Annotated in this window: 19 protein-coding genes and 1 tRNA gene; 11 read left to right on the top strand and 9 right to left on the bottom strand. The window is 66.6% G+C overall.

The genetic code is table 11. The annotated features are described in order from the left end of the window. Positions 1–264 precede the first annotated feature (264 nt). The 3 genes from AC3WMA_RS09630 to cpdR all read right to left on the bottom strand — a co-directional run bounded on the left by AC3WMA_RS09630 (position 265) and on the right by cpdR (position 1361). The gene (locus tag AC3WMA_RS09630) at positions 265–585 is read right to left on the bottom strand and encodes a DUF736 domain-containing protein (RefSeq protein WP_492285158.1); all 321 of its coding nucleotides are present in this window, start codon (positions 583–585) and stop codon (positions 265–267) included. A 173-nt stretch (positions 586–758) separates the two neighbouring features. Further along, positions 759–833: transfer RNA gene (locus tag AC3WMA_RS09625), tRNA-Val, on the bottom strand. 168 nt (positions 834–1001) lie between these two features. Next, on the bottom strand, positions 1002–1361 hold the full coding sequence (gene cpdR, locus AC3WMA_RS09620) for a cell cycle two-component system response regulator CpdR (RefSeq protein ID WP_038363805.1): 360 nt from the start codon (positions 1359–1361) through the stop codon (positions 1002–1004). Between the two features lie 222 nt (positions 1362–1583). Between cpdR and AC3WMA_RS09615 the strand changes: the two genes are divergently transcribed. Both AC3WMA_RS09615 and hisN read left to right on the top strand, forming a co-directional pair. Next, complete coding sequence (locus AC3WMA_RS09615; RefSeq protein ID WP_492285157.1) at positions 1584–2504, top strand: N-formylglutamate amidohydrolase; 921 nt, start codon at positions 1584–1586, stop codon at positions 2502–2504. 298 nt (positions 2505–2802) lie between these two features. Next, entirely contained in the window at positions 2803–3585 is a 783-nt protein-coding gene (hisN, locus tag AC3WMA_RS09610) for a histidinol-phosphatase (protein ID WP_492285156.1), read from the top strand. On the opposite strand, the gene AC3WMA_RS09605 is transcribed toward hisN, so the two are convergent. Next, a complete protein-coding gene (locus AC3WMA_RS09605) occupies positions 3490–4545 on the bottom strand; it encodes an alpha/beta fold hydrolase (RefSeq protein WP_492285155.1) in 1056 nt (351 codons plus the stop codon). The genes hisN and AC3WMA_RS09605 overlap by 96 nt on opposite strands. Positions 4546–4810: 265 nt before the next feature. Between AC3WMA_RS09605 and AC3WMA_RS09600 the strand changes: the two genes are divergently transcribed. Further along, positions 4811–5281 (top strand): Hsp20 family protein, encoded by a 471-nt coding sequence (locus tag AC3WMA_RS09600; RefSeq protein WP_492285154.1) that lies wholly within the window; start codon positions 4811–4813, stop codon positions 5279–5281. Between the two features lie 63 nt (positions 5282–5344). Here the strand turns inward: AC3WMA_RS09600 and AC3WMA_RS09595 are convergent, their stop codons facing one another. Continuing rightward, positions 5345–6304, bottom strand: a complete 960-nt coding sequence (locus AC3WMA_RS09595) for a hypothetical protein (RefSeq protein WP_492285153.1) — start codon at positions 6302–6304, stop codon at positions 5345–5347. Between the two features lie 93 nt (positions 6305–6397). Then, a complete protein-coding gene (locus AC3WMA_RS09590; protein ID WP_492285152.1) occupies positions 6398–7453 on the bottom strand; it encodes a threonine aldolase family protein in 1056 nt (351 codons plus the stop codon). 615 nt (positions 7454–8068) lie between these two features. On the opposite strand from AC3WMA_RS09590, the gene gltB reads away from it, so the two are divergent. The 4 genes from gltB to AC3WMA_RS09570 all read left to right on the top strand — a co-directional run bounded on the left by gltB (position 8069) and on the right by AC3WMA_RS09570 (position 17218). After that, positions 8069–12757, top strand: a complete 4689-nt coding sequence (gltB, locus tag AC3WMA_RS09585) for a glutamate synthase large subunit (protein WP_492285151.1) — start codon at positions 8069–8071, stop codon at positions 12755–12757. A 99-nt stretch (positions 12758–12856) separates the two neighbouring features. Beyond that, positions 12857–14281, top strand: a complete 1425-nt coding sequence (locus AC3WMA_RS09580) for a glutamate synthase subunit beta (RefSeq protein WP_492285150.1) — start codon at positions 12857–12859, stop codon at positions 14279–14281. A gap of 145 nt (positions 14282–14426) precedes the next feature. Continuing rightward, entirely contained in the window at positions 14427–15449 is a 1023-nt protein-coding gene (locus AC3WMA_RS09575; protein ID WP_492285149.1) for a helix-turn-helix domain-containing protein, read from the top strand. A 254-nt stretch (positions 15450–15703) separates the two neighbouring features. Next, positions 15704–17218: an ABC-F family ATP-binding cassette domain-containing protein gene (locus tag AC3WMA_RS09570; RefSeq protein ID WP_492285148.1), complete on the top strand. Its 1515-nt coding sequence runs from the start codon at positions 15704–15706 to the stop codon at positions 17216–17218. On the opposite strand, the gene AC3WMA_RS09565 is transcribed toward AC3WMA_RS09570, so the two are convergent. Both AC3WMA_RS09565 and AC3WMA_RS09560 read right to left on the bottom strand, forming a co-directional pair. Next, positions 17219–18421 (bottom strand): SGNH/GDSL hydrolase family protein, encoded by a 1203-nt coding sequence (locus tag AC3WMA_RS09565; RefSeq protein ID WP_492285147.1) that lies wholly within the window; start codon positions 18419–18421, stop codon positions 17219–17221. Between the two features lie 55 nt (positions 18422–18476). Then, positions 18477–19712 carry a lytic murein transglycosylase gene (locus AC3WMA_RS09560; RefSeq protein ID WP_492285146.1) on the bottom strand — a complete coding sequence of 412 codons (1236 nt, stop codon included), beginning with the start codon at positions 19710–19712 and terminating at the stop codon, positions 18477–18479. 401 nt (positions 19713–20113) lie between these two features. Here AC3WMA_RS09560 and rnk point away from each other — a divergent pair, with 401 nt between their 5' ends. Beyond that, positions 20114–20524 carry a nucleoside diphosphate kinase regulator gene (gene rnk, locus AC3WMA_RS09555; protein WP_492285145.1) on the top strand — a complete coding sequence of 137 codons (411 nt, stop codon included), beginning with the start codon at positions 20114–20116 and terminating at the stop codon, positions 20522–20524. A 160-nt stretch (positions 20525–20684) separates the two neighbouring features. Here rnk and galE read toward each other — a convergent pair whose 3' ends face one another. Further along, the gene (galE, locus tag AC3WMA_RS09550; RefSeq protein WP_492285144.1) at positions 20685–21677 is read right to left on the bottom strand and encodes a UDP-glucose 4-epimerase GalE; all 993 of its coding nucleotides are present in this window, start codon (positions 21675–21677) and stop codon (positions 20685–20687) included. Between the two features lie 168 nt (positions 21678–21845). Here galE and galU point away from each other — a divergent pair, with 168 nt between their 5' ends. The 3 genes from galU (at position 21846) to AC3WMA_RS09535 (ending at position 24149) form a co-directional block, all read left to right on the top strand. Beyond that, positions 21846–22724, top strand: a complete 879-nt coding sequence (galU, locus tag AC3WMA_RS09545; protein WP_492285143.1) for a UTP--glucose-1-phosphate uridylyltransferase GalU — start codon at positions 21846–21848, stop codon at positions 22722–22724. Between the two features lie 103 nt (positions 22725–22827). Next, positions 22828–23715, top strand: a complete 888-nt coding sequence (locus AC3WMA_RS09540; protein ID WP_492285142.1) for a methyltransferase domain-containing protein — start codon at positions 22828–22830, stop codon at positions 23713–23715. Continuing rightward, entirely contained in the window at positions 23712–24149 is a 438-nt protein-coding gene (locus AC3WMA_RS09535; protein WP_492285141.1) for an acyl-CoA thioesterase, read from the top strand. The genes AC3WMA_RS09540 and AC3WMA_RS09535 overlap by 4 nt, the downstream gene beginning before the upstream one ends. Positions 24150–24190: the final 41 nt, after the last annotated feature.

Below are 24190 nucleotides of genomic sequence, written 5' to 3'. Positions count from 1 at the left end.
AGGTCTAACGAGGCCCCCACGCCGACTGTTTCTTGATCCACCGCATCTGTTGACCGGCGGAGGCGCTCCCGTCCGCCGATCGACGCGGTGGCTAAACTGAGAACCTGCGCTGACCGCAGCCATGTTCAAGCGCGGCGGGCTCGAGGTGCTGGCGAGCAGCGTTGATCACTTTCGCATCAAAGTGAGCAGTATGTGACGATGGCCTCGCCAGGCAGCTTCGGCAACCCGCGCGCCCGCCGGGGGAGGCGGCGTGCCGTTCGGAGGTCAGTCGCCGGAGCTTTCGGAGCGATCCCAGCAGAGTGGCCGCTCGGTGGATTTGGCTTTGCGGGGTTGGAAGATGCAGGCCCGGATCGTGCAGGGCAACGAGGGGTCTGCAATCGTCATCGTGATGAAGGCCGTGCCGATCTTGGACTGCCGACGCCAGGCGCCGCCGACCTCGCGGCCGAGGTGCATCACGCGGAAATCCGGGCCTCGTTCATGGTCGCTCTCCAAGGGGACCAGTTCGAGCTCGGCGTTGATCGCGAGCGTTTTCAGGATGCCGATGAAGCCGTCGCGGTTCGGGGTGAGGGTGCCTATGTCGATCATTGTGTCTCTCCGTTCTGAGGTCGCGCCGTGCGACCTCGATGCGGTCTGGAGAGACGGAAGGGCGCGCGCGTATCGCCCGGCTTTCGGCGTTCGTTTCGTTGCCAGTTTCGTTCCCAAAGCAAAACGGCCACCCCGGAGGGTGGCCGTAAGTCCTTGCAAAACAAGGAAGAATATGGTGGGCGCGACAGGGATCGAACCTGTGACCCCTACGATGTCAACGTAGTGCTCTCCCGCTGAGCTACGCGCCCGTCGCCGCCGTGAGGTGGCTTCCGGAAGCGTGTCCGGGCCGTGTGGGCCGCGATCACGCTGCGAGGTGAGGGGGCTATAGCGGCTCGCTTTGCGGGTGGCAAGGCGTTTGCCGCATAAATTCTCACGAGGCTGTTGGCATCCGCATTCGCGCGATGCCGAAAGGCCGCTCAGGCCGCCAGCAGCTTCTCGACCTCGTTGACGAGCTCGCGCAGGTGGAAGGGTTTGGAGAGCACCTTCGCATCCTTGGGCGTCTGCGAATCGGGGTTCAGCGCCACGGCGGCGAAGCCGGTGATGAACATCACCTTGATGTCCGGGTCGAGCTCGGTGGCGCGGCGCGCCAGCTCGATGCCGTCCATCTCAGGCATGACGATATCCGTCAGCAGGAGCTCGAAAGGCTCCTCGCGCAGGCGGTTATAGGCCGACAGGCCGTTATCGAAGGAGGCGACGTCGTAGCCCGCATTCTGCAGGGCCTTGACCAGGAAGCGACGCATATCGTTGTCGTCTTCGGCGAGCAGTATCTTCGTCATGGGCCTGATCTGTCGTCCCTGAGGCCTGTGTTTCTAAACGTCTGGCGCCCCGACTCGCGGCCGGGCCTGGAACGGTTGGGTACTCACCCGGCCGCACAGTTGGAACCATGTCTCTCCATAAGGCAACATCATGGTAAACAAGGCGTGAATCCGACGCCGAATTTCCGCAGGTTTGCGACATCGCTTCAACCGCCCCGGTTTGTGTGCTTCAGTCATCGCGAGATGAGCCTGTCCTCAACCCCATTTCCGCCCGCGCCGGACGACGTCGTCGCCGAGATCGAGCGGCCGTTCAGCCTGTACCAGCCGGCGCTCCAGGTCGTGCCGGTGGTGGTCGACGTGCCGCATGCCGGGCGCTGCTATCCGCGCGGCTTCGTCGAGGCGGCGCGCCTGCCCTTGCGCAGCCTCCGGCGCTCGGAGGACGCCTATGTCGACCGGCTCTTCGCGCAGAGCGTCGCGCTCGGCGCGCCGCTGCTGGTTGCCGAGTTTCCGCGCGCCTATCTCGACGTCAACCGCGAGCCCTACGAACTCGATCCGCGCATGTTCGAGGGCCGCGTGCCACCCTTCGCCAATACCCGCTCGATGCGTGTGGCCGGCGGGCTCGGCACCATCCCCCGGATCGTCGGCGACGGGCAGGAGATCTATTTCGGCCGGATTCCGGTCCAGGAAGGGCTCGCCCGCATCGACGGGCTGTACCGGCCCTACCATGCCGGCCTGCGCAGCCTTGTTCAGCGCACGCAAGGCGTGTTCGGCACCTGCATCCTCGTCGACGCGCATTCGATGCCCTCGGCGGGGCTCGACCGCGACGGGCTGGCGAAATCCGACATCATCCTCGGCGACCGCTTCGGCACCAGCGCTTCCGGCTACATCATCGACATCGCCGAGCAGGCCTTCACGCGGCTGGGCTTCAGCGTCACCCGCAACCGGCCCTATGCCGGCGGTTTCATCACCGAGCATTACGGCGCACCGGCTGCCGGCGTGCATGCGCTGCAGATCGAGGTGAACCGCGCGCTCTACATGAACGAGGCGACGCTGGAGCCCCATGCGGGCTTCGGCGAAGTCGAGCAGGCGATGGCGGCGGTGATGGCGGATTGCTTCGCGCGCTGGAGCGGCTGGCTCGACGAATGGCGCGAGGCAGCCGAGTAGCGGCAGGGGCTACTTCCAAGAAAAAAGGGCCGCACACTTGCGTGGCGGCCCAAGTCTAGGGAGGAAACGCCCAAGGAGGGCAATGAAGGTTTGAGGTGATCTCCCCTTCGCAGTGCACAATATGAGAGTGCGCTGCAAAACGCAACTAAAATCAGCGAAATCAATGGCGTTATGCGATAGGCGCATGATGCCGTAACGAAAAGCCGGGGTTTTTCGGATATTTCCGCGTCCGAGCCTCAGCTTCAGTGGTCCATCCGCGGAGTCGATGCTGCGAAGCAGCAAAATGGAGTGCCTATTCATGAGCGCAGTCGATTTCGGCGCCTTCGTCGCGGATCTGGCGACGCAGTCGGGCCGGGCGATCCTGCCCTTCTTCCGCGCGCTGCATGCGACGGAGGACAAGTCGCGGGGCGGGGTGTTCGACCCCGTGACCGAGGGTGACCGCGCCGGCGAATCGGTGATGCGCCACATGATCAAGCGGCAGTTCCCGGTCCATGGGGTGCTCGGCGAGGAATTCGGCAGCGAGAACACCGATGCGGAATATGTCTGGGTGCTCGATCCGATCGACGGTACGCGCGCCTTCATCTCGGGCATCCCGGTCTGGGGGACACTGATCGGGCTGACGCGCAACGGCGTGCCGGTCTACGGGATGATGCACCAGCCCTTCTCGGGCGAGCGCTATTCCGGCGACGGGCGCGAGGCGCGCTATGAGGGACCGGGCGGGCCGAAGAAGCTGCGGACGCGCCCGACCACCGATCTCGCCACCGCGACGCTGATGACGACGACGCCCGCCCTGTTCAAGGGCGCGGAAGCGAAGGCCTTCGCCCGCGTCGAGAAGGAGGTCCGGCTCTCGCGCTATGGCTGCGACTGCTACGCCTATTGCATGCTCGCGGCCGGCCATGTCGATCTCGTGATCGAGAGCGGCCTCAAGCCTTACGACATCGTCGCGCTGATCCCGATCATCGAGGGCGCCGGCGGCATCGTCACCTCATGGGACGGTGGCAGCGCTGCCGGGGGCGGGCGCATCCTCGCGGCCGGCAACAAGGCGCTGCATGAGGCTGCCATGGCCCTGCTCGCCGGGTGAGTCGGCGAGGGACTGGTCCTCGCCGGGGATGAAGGCGTCGAAGGCTGCCCAGAACTGGGCGCGGATCGCGTCGTTCTCCATCAGGATCTCGTGGCGCGCTGTCGGCAGGACCAGCGCCGAGCCGGTCTTGAGCCGCGCCGCGAAGCGCTCGATCGCGGGCGTCGAGACGACCGGGTCGCGGCCCGCCGCGATGATCAGGGTCGGCACCTTCACTTCGAGCGCGGCCGAGGGCGTGCCGAGGCGCGCCATCAGGCGGAAGGCTGTCCTGATCCAGGCGATGGTGGGATCGCCGATGCTGAGTTCGCGCGCCGCAGCCGAGAGCGCGCTGTTGCGGGCATAGCGCGCGGGGTCGCTGGTCAGGCGATTGCCCTCGAAGGGTTTCGTCGCGATCGCGGTATCGCCGCCGCCCGGCACGAAGGCGCGGCCGAGGCCGAGCCAGTAGAGCATGCTCGCCAGGATTTTTGCCCGGCCGGGATGCGCGATCATCGCGATGCCCAGCATCGGCGCGAGCGCGACCATGCGGGCGACCGGCAGGGCATTCGATCGGGCGGCGTCGAGGCACAGCGCGGCACCCATCGAATGGGCGAGGACGAAATAGGGCGGGGGCAGCTTCGCCTGCATCTCGGCCATCGCCAGTGCGAGATCGGCCTCGTAGTGGCGTAGGCGCCCGACATGGCCCTTGCGCGTGCGCCGGACGAAACGCTGTGAGCCGCCCTGGCCACGCCAGTCGAAGGCCAGCACATGGAAGCCTCGGCGGCGCAGCTCCGCGACGGTCTCGCTGTAGCGCTCGATGAACTCGGCCCGGCCCTGCACGACGACGATGGTGCCGCGCACCGGCTTCACGGTCGGGCGCCAGCTGGCGAAGCGCAAGGCAGCACCGTCGCGCGTCGTCGCGAGCCAGGTCTTGCCGTGCCCGGGGACGGGATAATCTGGATCGACGAAAAAGGCGGCCTCGGCCATCAGGTGCTCCGCATCGCCACCGCGGCCTCGGACCGCGGCTGCAACAAGCTCGATATCCTGAACCGGATATCCTGCGAAAACATGTCGGTGCGCCGAAAAAGAAATTCGAGGGCTGATTTCGCGTCGGAAAAATGGGCTCTTGAAAAGCCCAAACGCCTCCCCAGATCAGGTCTGCGCAGGCCGGAACTGGCTGCGCGAAAGCAACCGAGGTCCGCGCTCAGGCGAGGCGGACCGACATCATTGTCGCTTCTTCGGAGGACATATCATGCGTCATTTCGACCTCTCCCCGCTCTATCGCTCGACCGTCGGTTTCGACCGCCTGTTCAATCTCCTCGATCAGGCCTCGAGCAACGAAACGGCCCCGAGCTACCCGCCTTACAATATCGAGCGGACCGCCGAGAACGCCTACCGCATCACCATCGCGGTCGCGGGTTTCGGTGAGGGTGACCTCTCCATCGAGTCCAAGGAAAACGCGCTGACCGTCAAGGGCGAGAAGCAGCCTGCCGAGGGCGCCGAGAAGCGCGAGGTCCTGCACCAGGGCATCGCCGCGCGCGCCTTCGAGCGCCGTTTCCAGCTTGCCGATTACGTGCAGGTGACCGGCGCCAGCCTCGAGAACGGCCTGCTTCATATTGACCTCGTGCGCGAGATCCCCGAGGCCAAGAAGCCGCGCCAGATTCCGATCGGCAATGGCGGTTCGGCCAAGGTCCTCGAGGCCAAGGTCGCCCAGGCCGCGTAACCAGCGTCAAGCTTTCGATGAAAGCGGAAGGCCCCCGGAAACGGGGGCCTTTTTCGTTGGCGATCAGTTCATCGGAGCGACCGGCGCGATCGGCGTCTCGGGCTTCGGCGTCGATGGCGTGGAGTCGATGTTCTGGACCGGCGGGATCGACGAGGCCTCGGGCGCCGGGGCGGCGGTCGAGAGCGGCGGCTTGCGCTCGATGCCCTCGGTATTGCGGACATCGCTGGGATTGACGAGCTTCGGCTTGTCGGCGCCGGTCTCCGGATTGGTCGCGCCCGGCGAGGGCTCCGCCGGCTTGGCGGGTTGCGGCGGAGCGGCCATTGCCGGCGCGCTGGCCTGAGCAGGTGCCGTCTCCGCTGGCTTCACCGGTTCGGGCGCTGGCGGCGCGGCCGGTGAGGGCGGCGATGTCGTTGCGGGCGCGCTCGCTTCGGCCGGGGGCTTTTCCGACGGCTGGACGGGCTCAGGCGCAGGTGGTGCGGCCGGCGAGGGCGGAACGGTGGTCGCGGGGGCGCTGGCCTCGGCCGGGCCTTTGAACTCGGCCGGGCGCTCAGGCGGTTGGGGCACGAGGCGCTGGCGCGGCGGGGCGTGCTCCTCGCGCGGGTCGGCGCGGGCGACGCTGGGAGCGGCTTGTCCACGCAAGGGAATGCGGCGGATCAATTCGCCGGCATAGGCGTCAAGGATCAGGCGCTGGCGTTGGCCATTGGGCGCGACCCCATCGACGATATAGGTGTCGTCGCGCCGGATCGAACGCTCGATTCGGGCAAGCCCGTAGCGGCGGGCGGCGATGCCGTTGACCGAATAGGGCGAGACGGCAGCCGGCGCGCGCGGCACGACGGCCGGCGGGCGCGGGGCATAGCCATAGTCGTAACGATAGCCATAGCCGTAGCCATAGGCGGGGTAGGGGTCGTACCCGTCATAATAATAGTACTGGGCGCTGGCGGCGCCCGCCATGCCGGCCATTGCGCCGGCCACGACCAGGCCCATCAGCGCGATGCGCCCCGGTGCGGTCGAACGATCTGCCATGCCAAATTCCCTTAACGACTGACTGTTCAGCACTTAGTCTTGTTAGGGATTGCGGCAGGTATGCGGCTGGAAACGGGGCGCAAATGCGCCCGCTCACCCTGTGATCGCAGCGATCAGGCGTTCCACGTCTTCAGGCGCCGTCGCGAAGGACATAACGAAACGGCCGACGATTTCACCCTCCTTGAGCGGCGTTTCCGGCGGGAGCGACCGCGCCGACCAGTCGTAATAGCCGATGCCGGCGGCCTTCAGGCGCTCCTGCACGGCCGGCGGCAGGACGAGGAAGACCTCGTTCGCCTGACACGGCCAGGCGAGGCGGGCCTGGCTGCCCTGCGCGACCGAATCCGCCAGGCGCTTGGCGCGCGCATTGGCGTGGCGGGCGAGATCGAGCCAATGGTCGTCGGCGAGCAGGCCTTCGAACTGGGCGCCGAGGACGCGGCCCTTGGAGAGGGTCTGGCCGGCGCGCTTGCGCCGCCATTTCATCTCCTCGGCCTCTGCCGGGTCGAAGAAGATCACGGCTTCCGCCGCGAGCGCGCCGTTCTTGGTGCCGCCGAAAGAGAGCACGTCGACGCCGGCCTTCCAGGTGATCTCGGCCGGCGTGCAGCCGAGCGTGACCAGCGCATTGGCGAAGCGGGCGCCGTCCATGTGGAGCTTGAGGCCGCGCGGCGTGACGGCCTCCTTCAGGGCGCGCACCTCGGCCGGCGTATAGATCGTGCCGCATTCGGTCGCCTGCGTGATCGTCAGCGCCTGTGCCTGGACCTGATGGAAATCGCCGGCGCGCAGATGCGAGAGCGCCTTCGTCACCGTCTCCGGCTTCAGCTTGGCGCCGGTGCCCGGCAGGTCGACCAGCTTGGCGCCGTTGGTGAAGAATTCCGGCGCACCGCATTCGTCCTCGACGACATGCGCCTCCTCATGGGTGAGGATCGCGCCCCAAGGCTTGACGATGCTGGCAAGTGCCAGCGCGTTCGCCGCCGTGCCGGTGAGCACGAGGAAGACCGCGACCTCGCGCTCGAAGATCGCAGCGAAGCGCTCCTCGACGCGCCGGGTCCAGTCGTCCTTGCCATAGGGGGAGGCGGCGCCGGCATTGGCGGCAGCGAGCGCGGCCATGACGCGGGGGCTGGCGGCGGCGGTGTTGTCGCTGAAGAAATCCATGGCTTGAGGGTTATGCGGAGGGCGCTTTCCTGCCAAGCGGTGTCGGTGGAGAGGGGGCTTGCGCGCCGCGCCGGGGCAAGACCTTGGGTCATGCCCAAAAACAAGAACCGGACTGCCTGAGTCAGGCTTTCGTTCCGGAAATGTCTGGTCAGGATTCGATTTTGCAATAAAATTTCGCTGCAGCGCGAAATCGGCGCTTGTGCCTAGATTGGAATTCTGGCAAGTTCATCGCAATAGGACAGTGTTGCTGTCCCATTTTTCACCGCGCCGACCAAAAGCTGCTCTAGCTCAAGGTCGCGCCGTCGCAATGGAGCGGAGCATGACGAAGGGCCGGGCTACCAACGCCAAAGCCAATCGTACGCGCGCCGTCCGTAAAACGACGGCCTGAAGACAGGCGCGAACGGGCGAGGCACGCCCGAGGCGCCTGCGGAGGACGCGGGCGCGGTGGAAACAAAGCGCAAGCAAAGCCTCCAAGAAGACGACGGCCGGACCGCCTTGGCCCCATCCTTGCTGCCGACTTCTGTCGGCTCCGAGGGGCGCTGCGGTCGGGATCAAGGACTGACGGGTCTCCCTGCCGGCGCAAGCTCGCGGGGTTCTGGGAAGCGGGGTTTGACGATGAGCGTGACCAGCAAGTCGAGCGGCGCAGTGGGCTTCGAGCGTTTTCCGGCCGTGCGCGATCCGGCGATGCCGGTGCGTCAGGGCCTGTACGATCCCAATAACGAGAAAGACTCCTGCGGCGTCGGCTTCATCGCCGACATGAAGAACCGCAAGAGCCATGCGATCGTGCAGCAGGGCCTGCAGATCCTGCACAATATCGACCATCGCGGTGCGGTCGGTGCCGATCCGAAGCTCGGCGACGGCTGCGGCATCCTCGTGCAGATCCCCGACCAGTTCTTCCGCGAGGAAACCGCGCGGCTCGGCATCACCCTGCCGGCGCTGGGCTATTACGCGATCGGACAGTTCTTCATGCCGCGCGATCCGGCTGCCCGGGCGATGTGCGAGGAGATCATCTCGCAGACCGTGGCGGAGGAGGGGCTCGTCTTCCTCGGCTGGCGCGACGTGCCGGTCGACAACAGCGATCTCGGCCAAGCCGTGCTCGCGACCGAGCCGGTGCATCGCCAGCTCTTCGTCGGCCGCCCCGACGACATCACCGACGAGGACGAGTTCGAGCGGCAGGTCTATGTCCTCCGCAAGTCGGTCTCGAACAAGGTCTACAAGCATCAGGAGCGCAAGACGGCGGAGTATTACCCCGTCTCGATGTCCTGCCGCACCATCGTCTACAAGGGCATGGTGCTGGTGAACCAGCTCGGCTCCTACTTCAAGGACCTGCAGGACGAGCGCTTCATCAGCGCGCTGGCGCTGGTCCACCAGCGCTTCGCGACCAACACCTTCCCGTCCTGGCGCCTCGCCCATCCCTACCGGATGGTCGCCCATAACGGCGAGATCAACACGCTGCGCGGCAACGTCAACTGGATGGCGGCGCGGCAGGCGAGCGTCGATTCCGACCTGTTCGGCTCGGATATCTCGAAGCTCTGGCCGATCTCCTACGAGGGGCAGTCGGACACCGCCTGCTTCGACAACGCGCTCGAATTCCTGGTGCAGGGCGGCTATTCGCTGGCCCACGCCATGATGATGCTGGTGCCCGAGGCCTGGGCCGGCAACCCGCTGATGGATGACACGCGGCGTGCCTTCTACGAGTACCATGCCGCGCTGATGGAGCCCTGGGACGGGCCGGCCGCAATCGCCTTCACCGACGGACGCCAGATCGGCGCGACGCTCGATCGCAACGGCCTGCGCCCCGCGCGCTATCTCGTCACCGACGATGGCCTCGTCGTGCTGGCTTCCGAATTTGGCGTGCTGCCGATCCCGGAGGAGAAGATCGTCGAGAAGTGGCGCCTCCAGCCCGGCAAGATGCTGCTGATCGACCTCGAACAAGGCCGCATCATCGGCGATGACGAGATCAAGACCTCGCTCTGCCTCGCCAATCCCTACAAGGACTGGCTGAAGCGCACCCAGATCGTGCTGGAGGACCTGCCGCCGGTCGAGGCGCGGGCCTCGCGCACCGACGTGCCGCTGCTCGATCGCCAGCAATCCTTCGGCTACACCACGGAAGACGTCCGCCTGCTGATGGCGCCGATGGCGGTGACCGGGCAGGAAGCCGTGGGCTCGATGGGCACGGACACGCCGATCTCGGCGCTCTCGCTCAAGTCGAAGCTGCTCTACACCTATTTCAAGCAGAACTTCGCGCAGGTGACGAACCCGCCGATCGACCCGATCCGTGAGGAGCTGGTGATGAGCCTCCTCTCCTTCATCGGGCCGCGTCCCAACATCCTCGATCTGGAAGGCACCTCGCGGCGCAAGCGCCTGGAGGTCCGCACTCCGATCCTGACCAATGACGATCTCGAGAAGATCCGCTGCATCGGCCATTACGAGGATCGCTTCGACACCAAGACGATCGACTTCACCTACCCGGCGCGCGAGGGCGCGGCGGGCATGGATGGCGCGGTGGCGCGGCTCTGCGAGCGTGCAGAGGCTGCGGTCCATGGCGGCTACAACATCATCATCCTGTCCGACCGGCAGGTCGGGCCGGACCGCATCCCGATCCCGGCGCTGCTCGCGACGGCGGCGGTGCATCATCACCTGATCCGCAAGGGCCTGCGCACCTCGGTCGGCCTCGTCGTCGAATCCGGCGAGCCGCGCGAGATTCATCATTTCTGCTGCCTCGCCGGCTACGGCGCCGAAGCGATCAACCCCTATCTCGCCTTCGACACCCTGCTCGACCAGCATGCGCAGGGCGCCTTCCCCGAGGAGGTCGATGCCGACGAAGTGGTGAAGCGCTACATCAAGTCGGTCGGCAAGGGCGTGCTGAAGGTGATGTCCAAGATGGGCATCTCGACCTACCAGTCCTATTGCGGCGCGCAGATCTTCGACGCCGTCGGCCTGAAGAGCGCCTTCGTCGACAAGTTCTTCTTCGGCACCGGCACCGCTATCGAGGGCGTCGGCCTCGACGAGATCGCCGAGGAGAGCCTGCGCCGGCATCGCGATGCCTTCGGCGACTCGCCGCTCTACCGCAACAGCCTCGATATCGGTGGCGAGTACATGTATCGCGTCCGCGGCGAGGACCATGTCTGGAAGCCGGATGTCGTCGCCTCGCTGCAGCATGCGGTGCGCCTCAATGCGCAGGATCGCTACGAGGAGTTCGCCGCCCAGGTGAACGACGACGCCGAGCGTCTCAGCACCATTCGCGGCCTGTTCAAGGTCAAGATGGCCGTGGATAACGGCCGCGCACCGGTGCCGCTGGAGAGCGTCGAATCCGCCGCCGATATCGTGAAGCGCTTCGCCACCGGGGCGATGTCCTTCGGCTCGATCTCGCGCGAGGCGCATGAGACGCTCGCCATCGCGATGAACCAGATCGGCGGCAAGTCGAACACCGGCGAGGGCGGCGAGGAATCGATCCGCTTCAAGCCGATGCCGGATGGCCGCTCCAAGCGCTCGGCGATCAAGCAGATCGCGTCCGGCCGCTTCGGCGTCACCACCGAATATCTCGTCAACTCCGACGTGATGCAGATCAAGGTGGCGCAGGGTGCCAAGCCCGGCGAGGGCGGCCAGCTCCCCGGCCACAAGGTCGATGCCAAGATCGCCCGGACCCGGCATTCGACGCCGGGCGTCGGCCTGATCTCGCCGCCGCCGCATCACGACATCTATTCGATCGAGGATCTGGCGCAGCTGATCTTCGACCTGAAGAACGTCAATCCCTCAGCCGATGTCTCGGTGAAGCTCGTCTCCGAGATCGGTGTCGGCACGGTTGCGGCCGGCGTCGCCAAGTCGCGCGCCGACCACATCACCATTTCCGGCTTCGAGGGCGGCACGGGCGCGAGCCCGCTGACCTCGCTGAAGCATGCCGGTTCGCCCTGGGAGATCGGGCTGGCCGAAACCCAGCAGACGCTGGTGCTGAACCATCTGCGCGGCCGCGTGGCCCTTCAGGTCGATGGCGGGTTGCGCACGGGTCGCGACGTCATCATCGGCGCGCTGCTTGGCGCCGATGAGTTCGGCTTCTCGACCGCGCCGCTGATCGCGGCCGGCTGCATCATGATGCGCAAGTGCCATCTCAACACCTGCCCGGTCGGCGTCGCGACGCAGGACCCGGTGCTGCGCAAGCGCTTCAAGGGCCTGCCCGAGCATGTCGTGAACTACTTCTTCTTCGTGGCCGAGGATGTCCGCAAGATCATGGCGGAGATGGGCTTCACCAAGATCGAGGAGATCGTCGGGCGTTCGGACCTGCTCGATAAGCGCGACGCGATCGAACACTGGAAGGCGAACGGGCTCGACTTCACCAAGCTCTTCCACAAGGTCGATCTGCCGGGCGTGGCGATCCGCCATGTCGAGCTGCAGAAGCACCCGATCGATACCGTGCTCGACCGCCAACTCCTGGCCGAGGCGGCGGATGCGATCGAGACCGGCACGCCGGTCGTGATCGAGAAGCCGGTCGGCAATGTCGACCGCAGTACGGGCGCGATGCTCTCGGGCGCCGTCGCGAAGAAGTATGGCCATGCCGGCCTGCCGGAGGACACGATCACGGTGAAGCTCAAGGGCACTTCAGGCCAGAGCTTCGCGGCCTTCCTGGCTGCGGGTGTCACGGTCGAACTCACTGGCCAGGCCAACGACTATGTCGCCAAGGGCCTGTCCGGCGGCAAGGTCATCGTGAAGCCCGATCCGGCGACCAGGGCCGTGGCCGAGCGCTCGATCATCGTCGGCAACACCGTGCTTTACGGCGCGATCGCGGGCGAGGCCTATTTCCGGGGCGTCGCGGGCGAGCGCTTCGCGGTGCGCAATTCCGGCGCCATCGCGGTGGTGGAAGGCACGGGCGACCATGGCTGCGAGTATATGACCGGCGGCGTCGTCGCGGTCATCGGCCAGACCGGGCGCAATTTCGCGGCCGGCATGTCGGGCGGCATCGCCTATGTTCTGGACGAGGACGGCACCTTCAAGTCGCGCTGCAACCTCTCGATGGTCGATCTCGAACCGGTCGAGGAGGAAGAGGACCTGATGGAGCGGTTGCACCATCACGGCGGCGATCTCGAGCACAAGGGCCGCATCGACATGACCAACATGTCGGGCCACGATGAAGAGCGCCTGATGCAGATGCTGACGAACCATGTCGACTACACCGGCTCGGAGCGCGCCCGCACCATCCTCGACAACTGGGCGGATTACCGCACCAGGTTCGTCAAGGTGATGCCGGTCGAGTACCGCCGCGCGCTGCGCGAGATGGAACAGGCCCGCACCTTGCAGGCTGCGGAATAAGCGAGACGCCACCCCGCCGGAGCCCTCAGGGCCCCGGCATCTCGATCAGGTTAAGGCACGCGCACGGGGACACCCCGCGCACACGGCGAGAGAAACGGCATGGGCAAGGTCACGGGCTTTCTCGAATTCGACCGGCAGGAGCAGAAGTATCAGCTCGCCGGCGATCGCATTCGCCACTTCCGCGAGTTCACGCTCCCCTTGGAGGAGCGCGATATCAAGAAGCAGGCGGCGCGCTGCATGGATTGCGGCATTCCGTTCTGCCACGGGCCGACGGGTTGCCCGGTCCATAACCAGATCCCGGACTGGAACGAGCTGGTCTATTCCGGCGGCTGGGAGGATGCCTTGCGCAACCTCCACTCCACCAACAACTTCCCGGAATTCACCGGCCGCATCTGCCCGGCGCCCTGCGAGGAAGCCTGCACGCTCAACCTCGAGAACATGCCGGTGACGATCAAGACGATCGAGCAGGCGATTGCCGACAAGGGCTGGGAAGAGGGCTGGATCGCACCGGAAATCCCGGCCAAGCGCACCGGCAAGCGCATCGCCATCGTCGGCTCCGGCCCCGCCGGCATGGCTGCGGCGCAACAGCTCGCCCGCGTCGGGCACGATGTCCATCTCTATGAGCGCGAGGCCAAGGCCGGCGGCCTGCTGCGCTACGGCATCCCCGACTTCAAGATGGAGAAGAAGCATATCGACCGCCGGGTGAAGCAGATGGAGGCGGAAGGCGTGACCTTCCACTACAACGCCAATATCGGCGTCAATCTGCCCTTCGCCACGCTGATGGCCGAGCATGACGCGGTGCTGATGACCGGCGGGGCGGAAGCGCCGCGCGATCCCGGCCTGCCGGACACCAATCTCGCCGGCGTGCATTACGCGATGCCGTACCTCACCCAGCAGAACAAGCGCGTCGGCGGCGAGGATGTCTCGAGCGAGGCGCCGATCAGCGCGGCCGGCAAGCATGTCGTCGTGGTCGGCGGCGGCGATACGGCCTCGGATTGCGTCGGCACCGCCTTCCGGCAGGGCGCGCTCTCGGTAACGCAGCTCGACATCCGGCCGATGGCGCCGGAGATCGAGGACAAGCTCACCGTCTGGCCGTACTGGCCGACCAAGTTCCGCACCTCGTCCTCGCAAGCCGAGGGCGCCGAGCGCGAGTTCCAGGCGGCGACGCTCGGGCTTGAGGGCCGCAACGGCCGGCTCACCGGCGTGAAATGCGCCCGCGTCGACGAGAAGCGGAAGCCCATCCCCGGCAGTGAATTCGTGCTCCAGGCCGATCTCTGTTTCCTCGCCATCGGCTTCGCCGGCTCGGTGATCGAAGGCATGATCGCGCAGTCGGGCGCTGCGACCGACAAGCGCGCCAACGTCGTTGCCAATGACCGCGACTACAAGACCAATGTCGGCAAGGTCTTCGTCGCCGGCGACATGCGCCGAGGCCAGTCGCTGGTGGTCTGGGCGATCCGCGAAGGCCGCCAGGCGGCCCATGCCATCGACAAGGAATTGATGGGCGCGACGATCCTGCCGGTCTGAGCGCCTTCGCATCGAGGGACATGCTCGGCATGCGACAGGATCTGCCTGAATGTTCGGCATCCTTCGCAGGTGCGAATAATTAACTTGACCGGAATGTGGAATGGGAGTGCAAGACAGATTGCACTCCCTGGTCCGGCTCGGTTCCATGACACCGGTTATCTTCACCACCGAGGGCCTACCGAAAGCGCAACAGCTCGACGCCTGGCGCAGCTGGTTCGACACGGTCTTCGAGATCGAGGTCGATGACCCCCGGCAGGGCTTCTCCGCGACGAGCGAAACCTGGGATCTCGGCGGCTTCGGGCTGACCCGCCTGCGTGCTCCGAAGCTGCGGGCGATGCGCACCGCGAGCCTCGTCCGGCGCAACCCCATCGATCATTGGGGTGTCGCCTTCGGTTACCAGCGGACTCTGGGCGAATCCGGCAGGCAAGGCGTCCTCGACGTGCCGGCCAACACGCCCTATGTCGCCTCCTTCGGGCGTCCGCTCGTCAGCCAGCGCGACGCGGACGAGCGTTTGCAGCTCTATTTGCCACGCGACGGCTTTCCCGAATTGTCGGCTGTTTTCGAAGCGGCAGAGGGGCGTCCTCTCGGCGGCCAGATGGGCCAGCTCCTGAGCGAGTTCATTGCCCTGATGGCGCGCACCGCCTCGGCCCTGTCGAACACGGATCCGGAGGAGCTGCAAACCGCGGTTCGCGGGATGCTGCTCGCCTGCGTGGCGCCATCGGCCGATCACAGCGTCATCGCCGAGGCTCCGCTTGCCGCGACGCGCAAGGAGGTCGTGCGACGGCTGGTCGACCTCCACCTGAACAACCCCGTCCTGGGGCCGGATTTCCTGTGCCGGGAGGCCGGCATGTCGCGCTCGCAGCTTTATCGCCTGTTCGAGAGCGAAGGAGGCGTGGCGCATTACATCCAGCGGCGGCGCCTGAGGAGGTGTTTCAACGAATTGTCACGGAATGCGGGAGGGCGCTCCGTGGCGACGATCGCCGAGGAACTCGGTTTTTCCGAGCCATCCAGCTTCAGCCGGTCCTTCCGGCGGGAGTTCGGGCTCGCTCCCCGCGATGTGATGTATAGCCGGCTATCCGCCGCGCCCGTCGAGGCTGCGCTCGCGAAGGCGCGGGCTTCCGAGGCGCCCAATCTGCATGACCTCCTCCGTCAGATCGCGCGGGATTAGAACCGTTCACGGCGCATAACCGCGACGACCACGGCAAGCGCCCTGTTCAACCGCGCCGACTCGGCTATGATTGCCGCCATGACATCGAACCAGAAGGGGAAGCAGGCGCCGCGCCGCCGCTTCCATTGCCGCACCCGCGGACCTGTCTGCGCCCCGCGCTTCACCTCGCGGGGCTGACCGGGAGCGCATCGCCGTCTCATCGTCAGCCTTTGTTGGCGCGCTCGTGCGCGCATGCCTGACTTCATGAGATTCCGATGTCCCTGATCACCTTGAAAGACCTCTCGCTCGCGCGCAGCGCGCCGCTCTTCGTTGGCCTCGACCTCGCTATCGCCAAGGGCGACCGCCTCGGTCTCGTCGCCGCCAATGGGCGCGGCAAGTCCTCGCTCCTGCGCATCCTGGCTGGCAGCGAGGAGGCGAGCGGTGGAACGCTGACCCGCTCGCGCGGCCTCGTCACCGCCTTCGCGCCGCAGGACCCGCCGGAGCGCCTGCTGCCACTGAGTCTCTACGATGCCGTGCGCGATGCGCTCGATCCCGAGGCGGCGGAGACCGAGAGCTGGCGCGTCGACGTGCTGCTCGACGATCTCATGGTCGAGGAAAGCCTGCGCAGCCGCGCTGTGGGCACGCTCTCCGGCGGCTGGCAGCGCACGATGCTGCTGGCGCGGGCTGCGGTCATCGAACCCGATCTGCTGTTGCTGGACGAGCCGACCAACCATCTCGACCTCGAACGCATCGGCCTGCTGGAGCGCTTCCTTGCCAACCTGCCGCGCGACTGCGCCGTGGTCGCGGCGAGCCATGACCGCGCCTTTCTCGACGATGTCAGTACGCGCACCCTGTTCCTGCGCCCGGCGGAGAGCGCCGATTTCGCCTTGCCCTATTCGCGAGCGCTGCAGGCGCTGGAGGAGCGCGACGCGGCGCGGGACCGGCAATTCGAGAACGAGATGCGCAAGGTTCGGGCGCTTCGCCAGCAGGCGGCCAAGCTGAAGAATATCGGCATCAATTCGGGCTCGGACCTGCTGGTGGTCAAGACCAAGCAATTGTCGGAGCGTGCCGACAAGCTCGAAGAGCGGGCCAAGCCCGGGCACAAGGAGCGCTCGGCCGGCACGATCCGGCTCGCCAGCAGCGGCACCCATGCCAAGGCGCTGGTCTCCATCAAGGAAACTGCGGTCGCCACGCCGGATGGGCGGCAGCTGTTCCGCACCGGCCCGCTCTGGATCGAGAAGGGCGACCGGATCGCGCTGCTCGGGGCCAATGGCAGCGGCAAGACGCGCTTCGTCACGCGATTGCGGGCGGCGCTCGATGGCTCCGATCCGGAAATCCGCGGCGCCGCGACCCTGAAGGCCGGCTACTCGGATCAGGCATTGTCGCAGCTCGACGCCTGGCGGACGCCCTGGGACGCGGTGAAGCGTTCCAGCGATCTCGGCGACCAGACGGCGCGCACCGTGCTCGCCGGCGCCGGAATCGCGAGCGAGGCGCAGACCGCGCCGACGGCGCGGCTCTCTGGCGGGCAGCGGGCGCGGCTCGCGATGCTGCTGCTGCGTCTGGCCGAGCCGAATTTTTACCTGCTCGACGAGCCGACCAACCATCTCGATATCGAGGGGCAGGACATGCTGGAGAGCGAATTGATCAAGCAGGAAACGGCCTGCCTGCTGGTCAGCCATGACCGCGCCTTCGTCCGGGCGGTGGCGACGCGAATCTGGGTGATCACAGCTAAGAAACTGGTCGAGGTCGACGATCCCGATCCGGTCTTCGACCAGCTGATGGCGGGGTGATCAGCGCGGCCAGCGGTAATCGTCGAGCCGGCCGGAGACCGGGTCCGGCGCGATGCCCTGGCCGAAGACGCGTTCGAGCTGGAGGGCTGCATCGCCGCGTCCGCGCGCCTCGGTGATCGAGGCGAGAAGCGGCTGCTCGGTGGTCGCCGCCTGCCCGGTGAGGGGCTGGATGGGCCCGGCGAGCGGGCGGGCCTGCAGGGCGGCGGGCAGACCGATCGTCGGCACGCCGGCGACCATCTGGTCGATCAGGCGCTCGACGCCGCCGGGCTGAAGTTCGAGGGCGCTGGGGGCGCCGGTCTCGGGCGAGACGGGCAGGGCGATGACGCTGTTCTGAGGCGCGGCCTCGATCATCCGGCGGATGACGAGATCGACGAAATGGGCGGCCTTGCGGGCGCCGGCCGCGGTGAAATGGATGCCGTCGCTAAGCCGCAGGCGCATTGGCTGGCCGGAGACGTCGGGACCGGTCGCGGCATAGCGGTTCTCGGCGTCGACGAAACCGCCCCAGAGATCGACATATTGCCCGCCCGCCTTCTCGACGCGCTGGCGGTAGAGATCGTTGAAGGTGATCATGTCGGCTGAGAGCCGCCCGTTCTGCATCGGCGGCGCGCCGACCCAGATCAAGGGCACGCGCTTGCCGGCGAAGGCATTGGCGATGGCGTCGATCCGGTCGCGGTAGAGTTCGAGCCAGCGCGGGCTCAGGGGCTCATGGACGGTCTCGCCCTCGCGCAGCGGCTGGCGGTCGTTGAGGCCGAGCAGGATGACGCCGATGCTGATCTTCTGGTCACTGGCGAGAAGCTCGGAAGCGGTTTTCGGCCAGTCGTAGAAATCGCTGCGGACCAGCCCGGAATCGGGCTTGGCCCGGTGGATCACCTCGACATCCGGGCGGTTGTTGAGGGCGTCGTCGAGCCCGTTCGCGAGGAGGTTCGCGAGCGAGTCGCCCATCACGAGGACATGATGGGCGACATCGACCTTGGGAATGACCGGATCGTCGCGGACGACGACGGGCGCATCGCGGCGGCGGGCAACGGGCGCGACGCGCTGGCGCGGCTGCGGCGCGGTCCGTGGCTGCGCCGGGATTTGCCAGAACATCTGGAACAGGCTGCGCTGCTGTTGCGGTTGCTGCTGGGCGAGGGAGACCGGCCCGCCCGTCAGGAGGAGCAGGCAGGCGGCACCCAGAACCATGGCAAGCGAACGCAGGCGCATCGACCGATCCAGTGGTCCCCTTCGCCCGGCATTATAGGCCGGGAGCGGCCACGAGTCAGCGCTTGCCGCGCAGCTTGGTCAGGAGGGCCGGGGTCGGGTAGCCGTCGGCGATCTCGCCCGCGCTGATCTGGTAGCGGCGGACGGCCTCGCGGGTGCCGGTGCCGATGCGGCCATCGGCGTCGTGATTGTACAGGCCGAGCGCCTTCAGGCGGTTCTGGAGGTCCCGGGTCGCGGCCATGTCGAGGCGTGGCGCCTTGGTCGGCCAGTTGCCCTGAATGGCGGCGCGGCCGGCGATCCGGTCGCCGAGATGGCCGACGGCCATCGCATAGGCGTCGGACGAGTTGTACTTCTTGATGACGTCGAAATTGGCGGTCAGCAGCATCACCGGGCCGGTATGGCCGGCCGGATAGAACAGGCGGCCTTCGCCGGAGGAGGGCAGGCGGCCGCCATCGGCACGGCGGATGCCGGCAGACGCGAAGCTGGAGAAGCTCGCCTTGTCCAGGCGGTGGTCGAAGCCATCAGGCAGCGTCACTTCCATGCCCCAGGGCAGGCCCGGCACCCAGCCATAGCCCTTGAGATAGTTGGCGGTGGAGGCGATGGCGTCGCTCGACGAGGTCCAGATGTCGGCATGGCCGTCGCCGGTCCAGTCGACCGCGTATTTCATGTAGCTCGACGGCATGAACTGGGTGTGGCCCATGGCGCCGGCCCAGGAACCCTTCAGCTCGCTGCGCTCGACATGGCCCTTCTCGATCAGTTCGAGCGCGGTCAGCAATTCGTCCCGGAAGAAGTCGCCGCGATAGCGGATCGAGGCCAGCGTCGCCAGCGAGCGGATGACGTCCTTGCTGCCCTTGAATGAGCCGTAGTTGGTTTCCATGCCCCAGACGCCGAGGACGACCTCCTTGGGCACGCCGTAGCGCGCCTCGACCTGGGCGAGGACGGAGGCGTTCTCGGCCGCGGCCTCGCGCCCGCGCTGGATGCGGGAGCCGCCGACGGCGTGCTCCAGGTAATTCCAGATCGGAGCGCTGAACTCGGCCTGCTTCTTGGTCAGGGCGACGATGGACGAATCCGGCGTCACGCCGCGGAAGGCGAGGTCGAAGGTCGTGCGCGAGATGCCGCGCGCCTGTGCCTGCGGCCAGAGCCGCTGCACGAAGACGTCGAAGGAGGCGCTGGCCGGGGTCGCCTGCGCATTGCTGCGGGCATGGGCGCCGGATGCGTTGATCGAGCCGGTGGTCTGGGCCAGCGCCGGTGCCAGGCTGATCAGGGCCGAAGCTGCGATGACGGACAGGCGCATGGACACTCCCGGCGAATGCTGGATGGAAACATCTTCACAGCGCCCGAACAAGATTAATCAAGGGTTAAGGGAGCGCCAGCGGGGCGGCGTTCGGGCCTATCAGCGACGCTATGGCGCGGCAGACGGCGCGATCGCAACATGCGGCGGCGAGACGTGTTCGTGATTTGACAAGCTCCGGCGATTGTCAGATTCTCGGCGGATGAATAGCGCGTCCCCTTTCCGCCGCGGTCTGCACCGCTCGGGCAACCTCATCGCGGGCTTCTAGCCCCGGGCCTGTCGCGCGTCGCGCCGCCGGTTCGGGGGCGCTTCATCTCCTCAATTTCCCTGCGAGTTCGACCTTTCGTGCCGCGCGGTTTTCATCCGCCGGCGGGCGCTCGCCTTTTCCATGAAAGACTGTTCCCATGACTGCCAAGCGTCCCGCCATCACCGTCACGGCCGCGGACCATGCCATGCTGAGCCGCATCGCGGCCGGTGCGGCCAACACCATGCCCGATCTCGCCGCCGAGCTGACCCATGAGCTCGACCGCGCCCGCATCTTGCCGGGAAGCCGGGTCTCGGCGGATCACGCCCGCATCGGCAGCCAGATCGTCTATCGCGACGAAACCACCAAGCGCGAGAGCACCATCACGCTGGTCTGGCCTGAACATGCCGATATCGAGAAGAACCGCATCTCGGTGATGACGCCGATCGGCGTCGCGCTGATCGGCATGGCCGCCGAGCGCTCGATCGACTGGACGACACGCTCCGGCGACGTGAAGCGCCTGACGGTGCTCGAAGTGCGCGAGCCGGCCGAGGAGCCGGCTGCGCCCTGAGCAGCCCGGCTGTCTGCGAACCTGCAGCCCTCATCCTGAGGAGCCGCGCAAGCGGCGTCTCGAAGGATGGTCCAGATATCTCCCGAGCCTCTTGAAGCATCCTTCGAGACGCCATTCTCAAGGGAATGGCTCCTCAGGATGAGGGCTCGGGAGTGGTTTTTTAGGCCGAGGCGTTCTTCGTCCTGAGCTTCTCTTCCCAGGCGAGGGCCTGGCCGACGATCTCCTCGAGATCGTCATGCTCCGGCTGCCAGCCGAGCTCGGCGCGGATGCGGTCGGCCCGGGCGATCAGCGAGGCCGGGTCACCGGCCCGGCGCTCGGCCAGCGCCACCGGGAAATCGATCCCAGAGACCTTCTTCACGACCTCGACGACCTCCTTCACCGAATAGCCGCGGCCATAGCCGCAGTTCAGCGTCAGGCTCTCGCCGCCGCCGCGCAGATGGTCGAGCGCGGCGAGATGGGCGCGGGCGAGATCAGTGACGTGGATATAGTCGCGTACGCAGGTGCCGTCCGGCGTCGCATAATCGGTGCCGAAAACCGTGAGGCCGTCGCGCTGACCGAGTGCCGCCTGGCTTGCCACCTTGATCAGATGGGTCGCGTTCGGCGAGGACTGGCCGGAACGGCCCTTCGGATCGGCGCCCGCGACGTTGAAATAGCGCAGCGCGACATAAGAGAAGCCATGCGCCTTCGCCGCGTCCTGCAGCATCCACTCGCTCATCAGCTTGGAGCGGCCATAGGGGTTGATCGGGTTGAGCGCGATCTCTTCCGGCACCGGCGAGACTGGCGGCTCGCCATAGACGGCGGCGGTGGAGGAGAAGATGACGTGCTTCACGCCCTTGCGCGCGGCGCTCTCGATCAGCGCGCGGGTCTTCACGGTATTGTTGAAATAATAGCCCAGAGGGTCGGTGACCGATTCCGGAACTACGATCCTGGCGGCGAAATGCGCGATCTCCGTGATGTCATATTCGCCGATCAGGCCCTCGACCAGTTCCTGGTTGCCGATATCGCCCTGGACGAAGATCGCCTCGGGCGGCACCGCCCACCAGAAGCCGGTCGAGAGGTTGTCGAGCACCACGACCTTCTCGCCGCGATCCAGCAATTCCAGGACCATGTGGCTGCCGATGTAGCCGGCGCCGCCGGAAACCAATACCGCCATCGTCTCTCTTGCCTCATCTTCGTCAGGAACCGGACCTATCGAAAAACCGTTGACGGCTTCTCAAGGCCTGTCAGCTAATACCGCCTGATGGCCGGCAACCATGACAGTTGTACGGCCGTTCCCATCATCGCCTGGCTTCGGCAGGCTATCGCGCCCAATGGATTTTGCATGACGAAACGCATCCGCAAGGCCGTCCTCCCCGTCGCTGGTCTCGGCACCCGCTTCCTGCCCGCCACCAAGGCGATCCCGAAGGAGATGCTCACCATCGTCGACCGACCGGTCGTGCAGCATGTCGTGGACGAGGCGCGCGCCGCCGGCATCGAGCATTTCATCTTCGTCACCGGCCGCAACAAGGCGGTGATCGAGGACCATTTCGACATGGCCTACGAGCTCGACGACACGCTGGCCAAGCGCAACAAGACGAAAGAGCTGGAGGCGCTGAAGCATGACCTGCCGGCTGCCGGCGCGACCAGCTTCACCCGTCAGCAGGCGCCGCTCGGCCTTGGCCATGCCGTCTGGTGCGCGCGCGAACTCGTCGGCGACGAGCCCTTCGCGCTGCTGCTGCCGGACATGCTGCATTACAGCCATGGCAAGGGCTGTCTCGCCGAGATGATCGACGCCTATGACCAGCATGGCGGCAACCACATCGCCGTCGCGCCCGTGCCTGATGACCAGACCCATCAATACGGCATCGTCGGCGTCCAGGACGCCAAGGCCAAGGTCTCCAAGATCACCGGCATGGTCGAGAAGCCGCCGAAGGGCACGGCCCCGTCCAACCTGCATATTTCCGGCCGCTACATCCTGCAGCCGACGATCTTCAACCTGCTCGCCAACCAGGAAAAGGGCGCCGGCGGCGAGATCCAGCTGACCGATTCGATGATCGCGTTGTCGCATCTGGAGCCGTTCTTCGCGGTGCGCTTCGATGGCGAGATCTACGATGCCGGCTCGAAGATCGGCTTCCTCGCGGCGAACGTCGCCTATGCGCTCGACCGCAGCGATCTCGGCCCGCAACTGCGCGCGGAAATCGAGAAGCTGCTCGACCGCTGAGCAGCCTCTGATCCGCTCAACTCAGCCCTCGTCGTGAGATGTCATTCCGACTAGGAATGGCGTCTCGAAGGATGAGGGCTCATGTCTTGTTGGCGGTGCAAAGTTGAGTGACCAGAGCCTCGTCTTCGACCGGGCGCTCGGCCGTTCGCGGCTGAAGCGCGCGCTCGCCGGTGACTACCCGGATTTCCTGCTGCAACGTGCGGCTGGCGATCTGGAGGAGCGACTCGGCGCGGTGCTGCGGGAGTTCGCGGTTGCTGCCGATCTCGGTACGGCGCTGCCCGTTATCACGCCCGTGCTTGCCGGGCGGGCCGGGCGGTTGCTGCGCATGGCTGAGGCGGAAGGCACGCCGGCCGATCTCGTCGGCGATCTCGAAAGCCTGCCCTTCGCCGCCGGCTCGCTCGATCTCGCCGTCTCGCTGCTCGCGCTGCACGGGGTCAACGACCTGCCCGGCGCGCTCATCCAGATCAAGCGGGCGCTGAAGCCCGACGGTCTGTTCATGGGCTGCCTGCTTGGCGGGCGAACCCTGCAGGAACTCCGGCAGGCGTTGCTCGAAGCCGAGAGCGAGACGACGGGCGGGGTCAGCCCGCGCGTCGCGCCCTTCGCCGACCTGCGCGATCTCGGAGGGCTCCTGCAGCGGGCCGGCTTCGCCTTGCCCGTCATCGACAGCGAGATCGTCACGGTGCGCTACCGCGACGCCTTCGGGCTGTTCCGCGACCTGCGCGCCATGGGCTGGGCCAATGCGCTCGTCGCCCGGCGCAAGACGCCATCGCGGCGCGAAACCTTGCTGCGCGCGGCTGCGCTCTATGCCGAGCACTTCGCCGATCCGGACGGTCGTTTGCCGGCGACCTTCGAATTCGTCTGGGTTTCCGGCTGGGCGCCGCATGAGAGCCAGCAGAAGCCGTTGAAGCCGGGCTCGGCCAAGGCGCGATTGGCCGATGCGCTCGGCGTGCCGGAGATCAAGGCGGGCGATAAGCCGGGAGGCGAGGGGTGAGCGAACGCCAGCCGCGCCTGACACGCACTGATTTCCGTGTCTTCCGTGCCATCCCGACGCGCTGGCACGACAATGACGCCTACGGTCACGTCAATAATGTCGTCTATTACGGCTGGTTCGACACGGCGGTGAATGCCTGGCTGATCGAGGGCGGCTTCCTCGACCTTGCCGGCAGCGAGATCGTCGGGCTCGTGGTCGAGACCGGCTGCACCTATTTCGAGAGCATCGCCTTTCCCGAGACGGTGGAGGCCGGGATCGCGGTCGAGCGGCTCGGCAATAGCTCCGTGACCTATCGCATCGGCATCTTCCGGCAAGGTGGCGACCAAGCGGCAGCGCAAGGGCGATTCACCCATGTCTATGTCGAGCGCGCGAGCCAGAAGCCCGTGCCGATACCGGCGCCGCTCAGGGCGGCACTCGCCGCCATCCAGAGCTGAAAGCGCCGTTCGCACCGGGAATGTTGTCTCGCACGTTAAGG

The organism is Allobosea sp. FW305-C-101, assembly GCF_058783685.1.
This window is presented reverse-complemented; position numbering and strand designations above follow the sequence as displayed.

Excerpts from the sequence above, each read along its gene's own strand:
- AC3WMA_RS09630 (WP_492285158.1), bottom strand. The coding sequence starts at position 585 with ATGATCGACATAGGCACCCTCACCCCGAACCGCGACGGCTTCATCGGC.
- galU (WP_492285143.1), top strand. The coding sequence starts at position 21,846 with ATGACGAAACGCATCCGCAAGGCCGTCCTCCCCGTCGCTGGTCTCGGC.
- galE (WP_492285144.1), bottom strand. The coding sequence starts at position 21,677 with ATGGCGGTATTGGTTTCCGGCGGCGCCGGCTACATCGGCAGCCACATG.
- AC3WMA_RS09590 (WP_492285152.1), bottom strand. The coding sequence starts at position 7,453 with ATGGATTTCTTCAGCGACAACACCGCCGCCGCCAGCCCCCGCGTCATG.
- AC3WMA_RS09605 (WP_492285155.1), bottom strand. The coding sequence starts at position 4,545 with ATGGCCGAGGCCGCCTTTTTCGTCGATCCAGATTATCCCGTCCCCGGG.
- AC3WMA_RS09615 (WP_492285157.1), top strand. The coding sequence starts at position 1,584 with ATGAGCCTGTCCTCAACCCCATTTCCGCCCGCGCCGGACGACGTCGTC.
- gltB (WP_492285151.1), top strand. The coding sequence starts at position 8,069 with ATGAGCGTGACCAGCAAGTCGAGCGGCGCAGTGGGCTTCGAGCGTTTT.
- AC3WMA_RS09580 (WP_492285150.1), top strand. The coding sequence starts at position 12,857 with ATGGGCAAGGTCACGGGCTTTCTCGAATTCGACCGGCAGGAGCAGAAG.
- AC3WMA_RS09600 (WP_492285154.1), top strand. The coding sequence starts at position 4,811 with ATGCGTCATTTCGACCTCTCCCCGCTCTATCGCTCGACCGTCGGTTTC.
- cpdR (WP_038363805.1), bottom strand. The coding sequence starts at position 1,361 with ATGACGAAGATACTGCTCGCCGAAGACGACAACGATATGCGTCGCTTC.
- hisN (WP_492285156.1), top strand. The coding sequence starts at position 2,803 with ATGAGCGCAGTCGATTTCGGCGCCTTCGTCGCGGATCTGGCGACGCAG.
- AC3WMA_RS09575 (WP_492285149.1), top strand. The coding sequence starts at position 14,427 with ATGACACCGGTTATCTTCACCACCGAGGGCCTACCGAAAGCGCAACAG.
- rnk (WP_492285145.1), top strand. The coding sequence starts at position 20,114 with ATGACTGCCAAGCGTCCCGCCATCACCGTCACGGCCGCGGACCATGCC.
- AC3WMA_RS09595 (WP_492285153.1), bottom strand. The coding sequence starts at position 6,304 with ATGGCAGATCGTTCGACCGCACCGGGGCGCATCGCGCTGATGGGCCTG.
- AC3WMA_RS09570 (WP_492285148.1), top strand. The coding sequence starts at position 15,704 with ATGTCCCTGATCACCTTGAAAGACCTCTCGCTCGCGCGCAGCGCGCCG.
- AC3WMA_RS09560 (WP_492285146.1), bottom strand. The coding sequence starts at position 19,712 with ATGCGCCTGTCCGTCATCGCAGCTTCGGCCCTGATCAGCCTGGCACCG.
- AC3WMA_RS09565 (WP_492285147.1), bottom strand. The coding sequence starts at position 18,421 with ATGCGCCTGCGTTCGCTTGCCATGGTTCTGGGTGCCGCCTGCCTGCTC.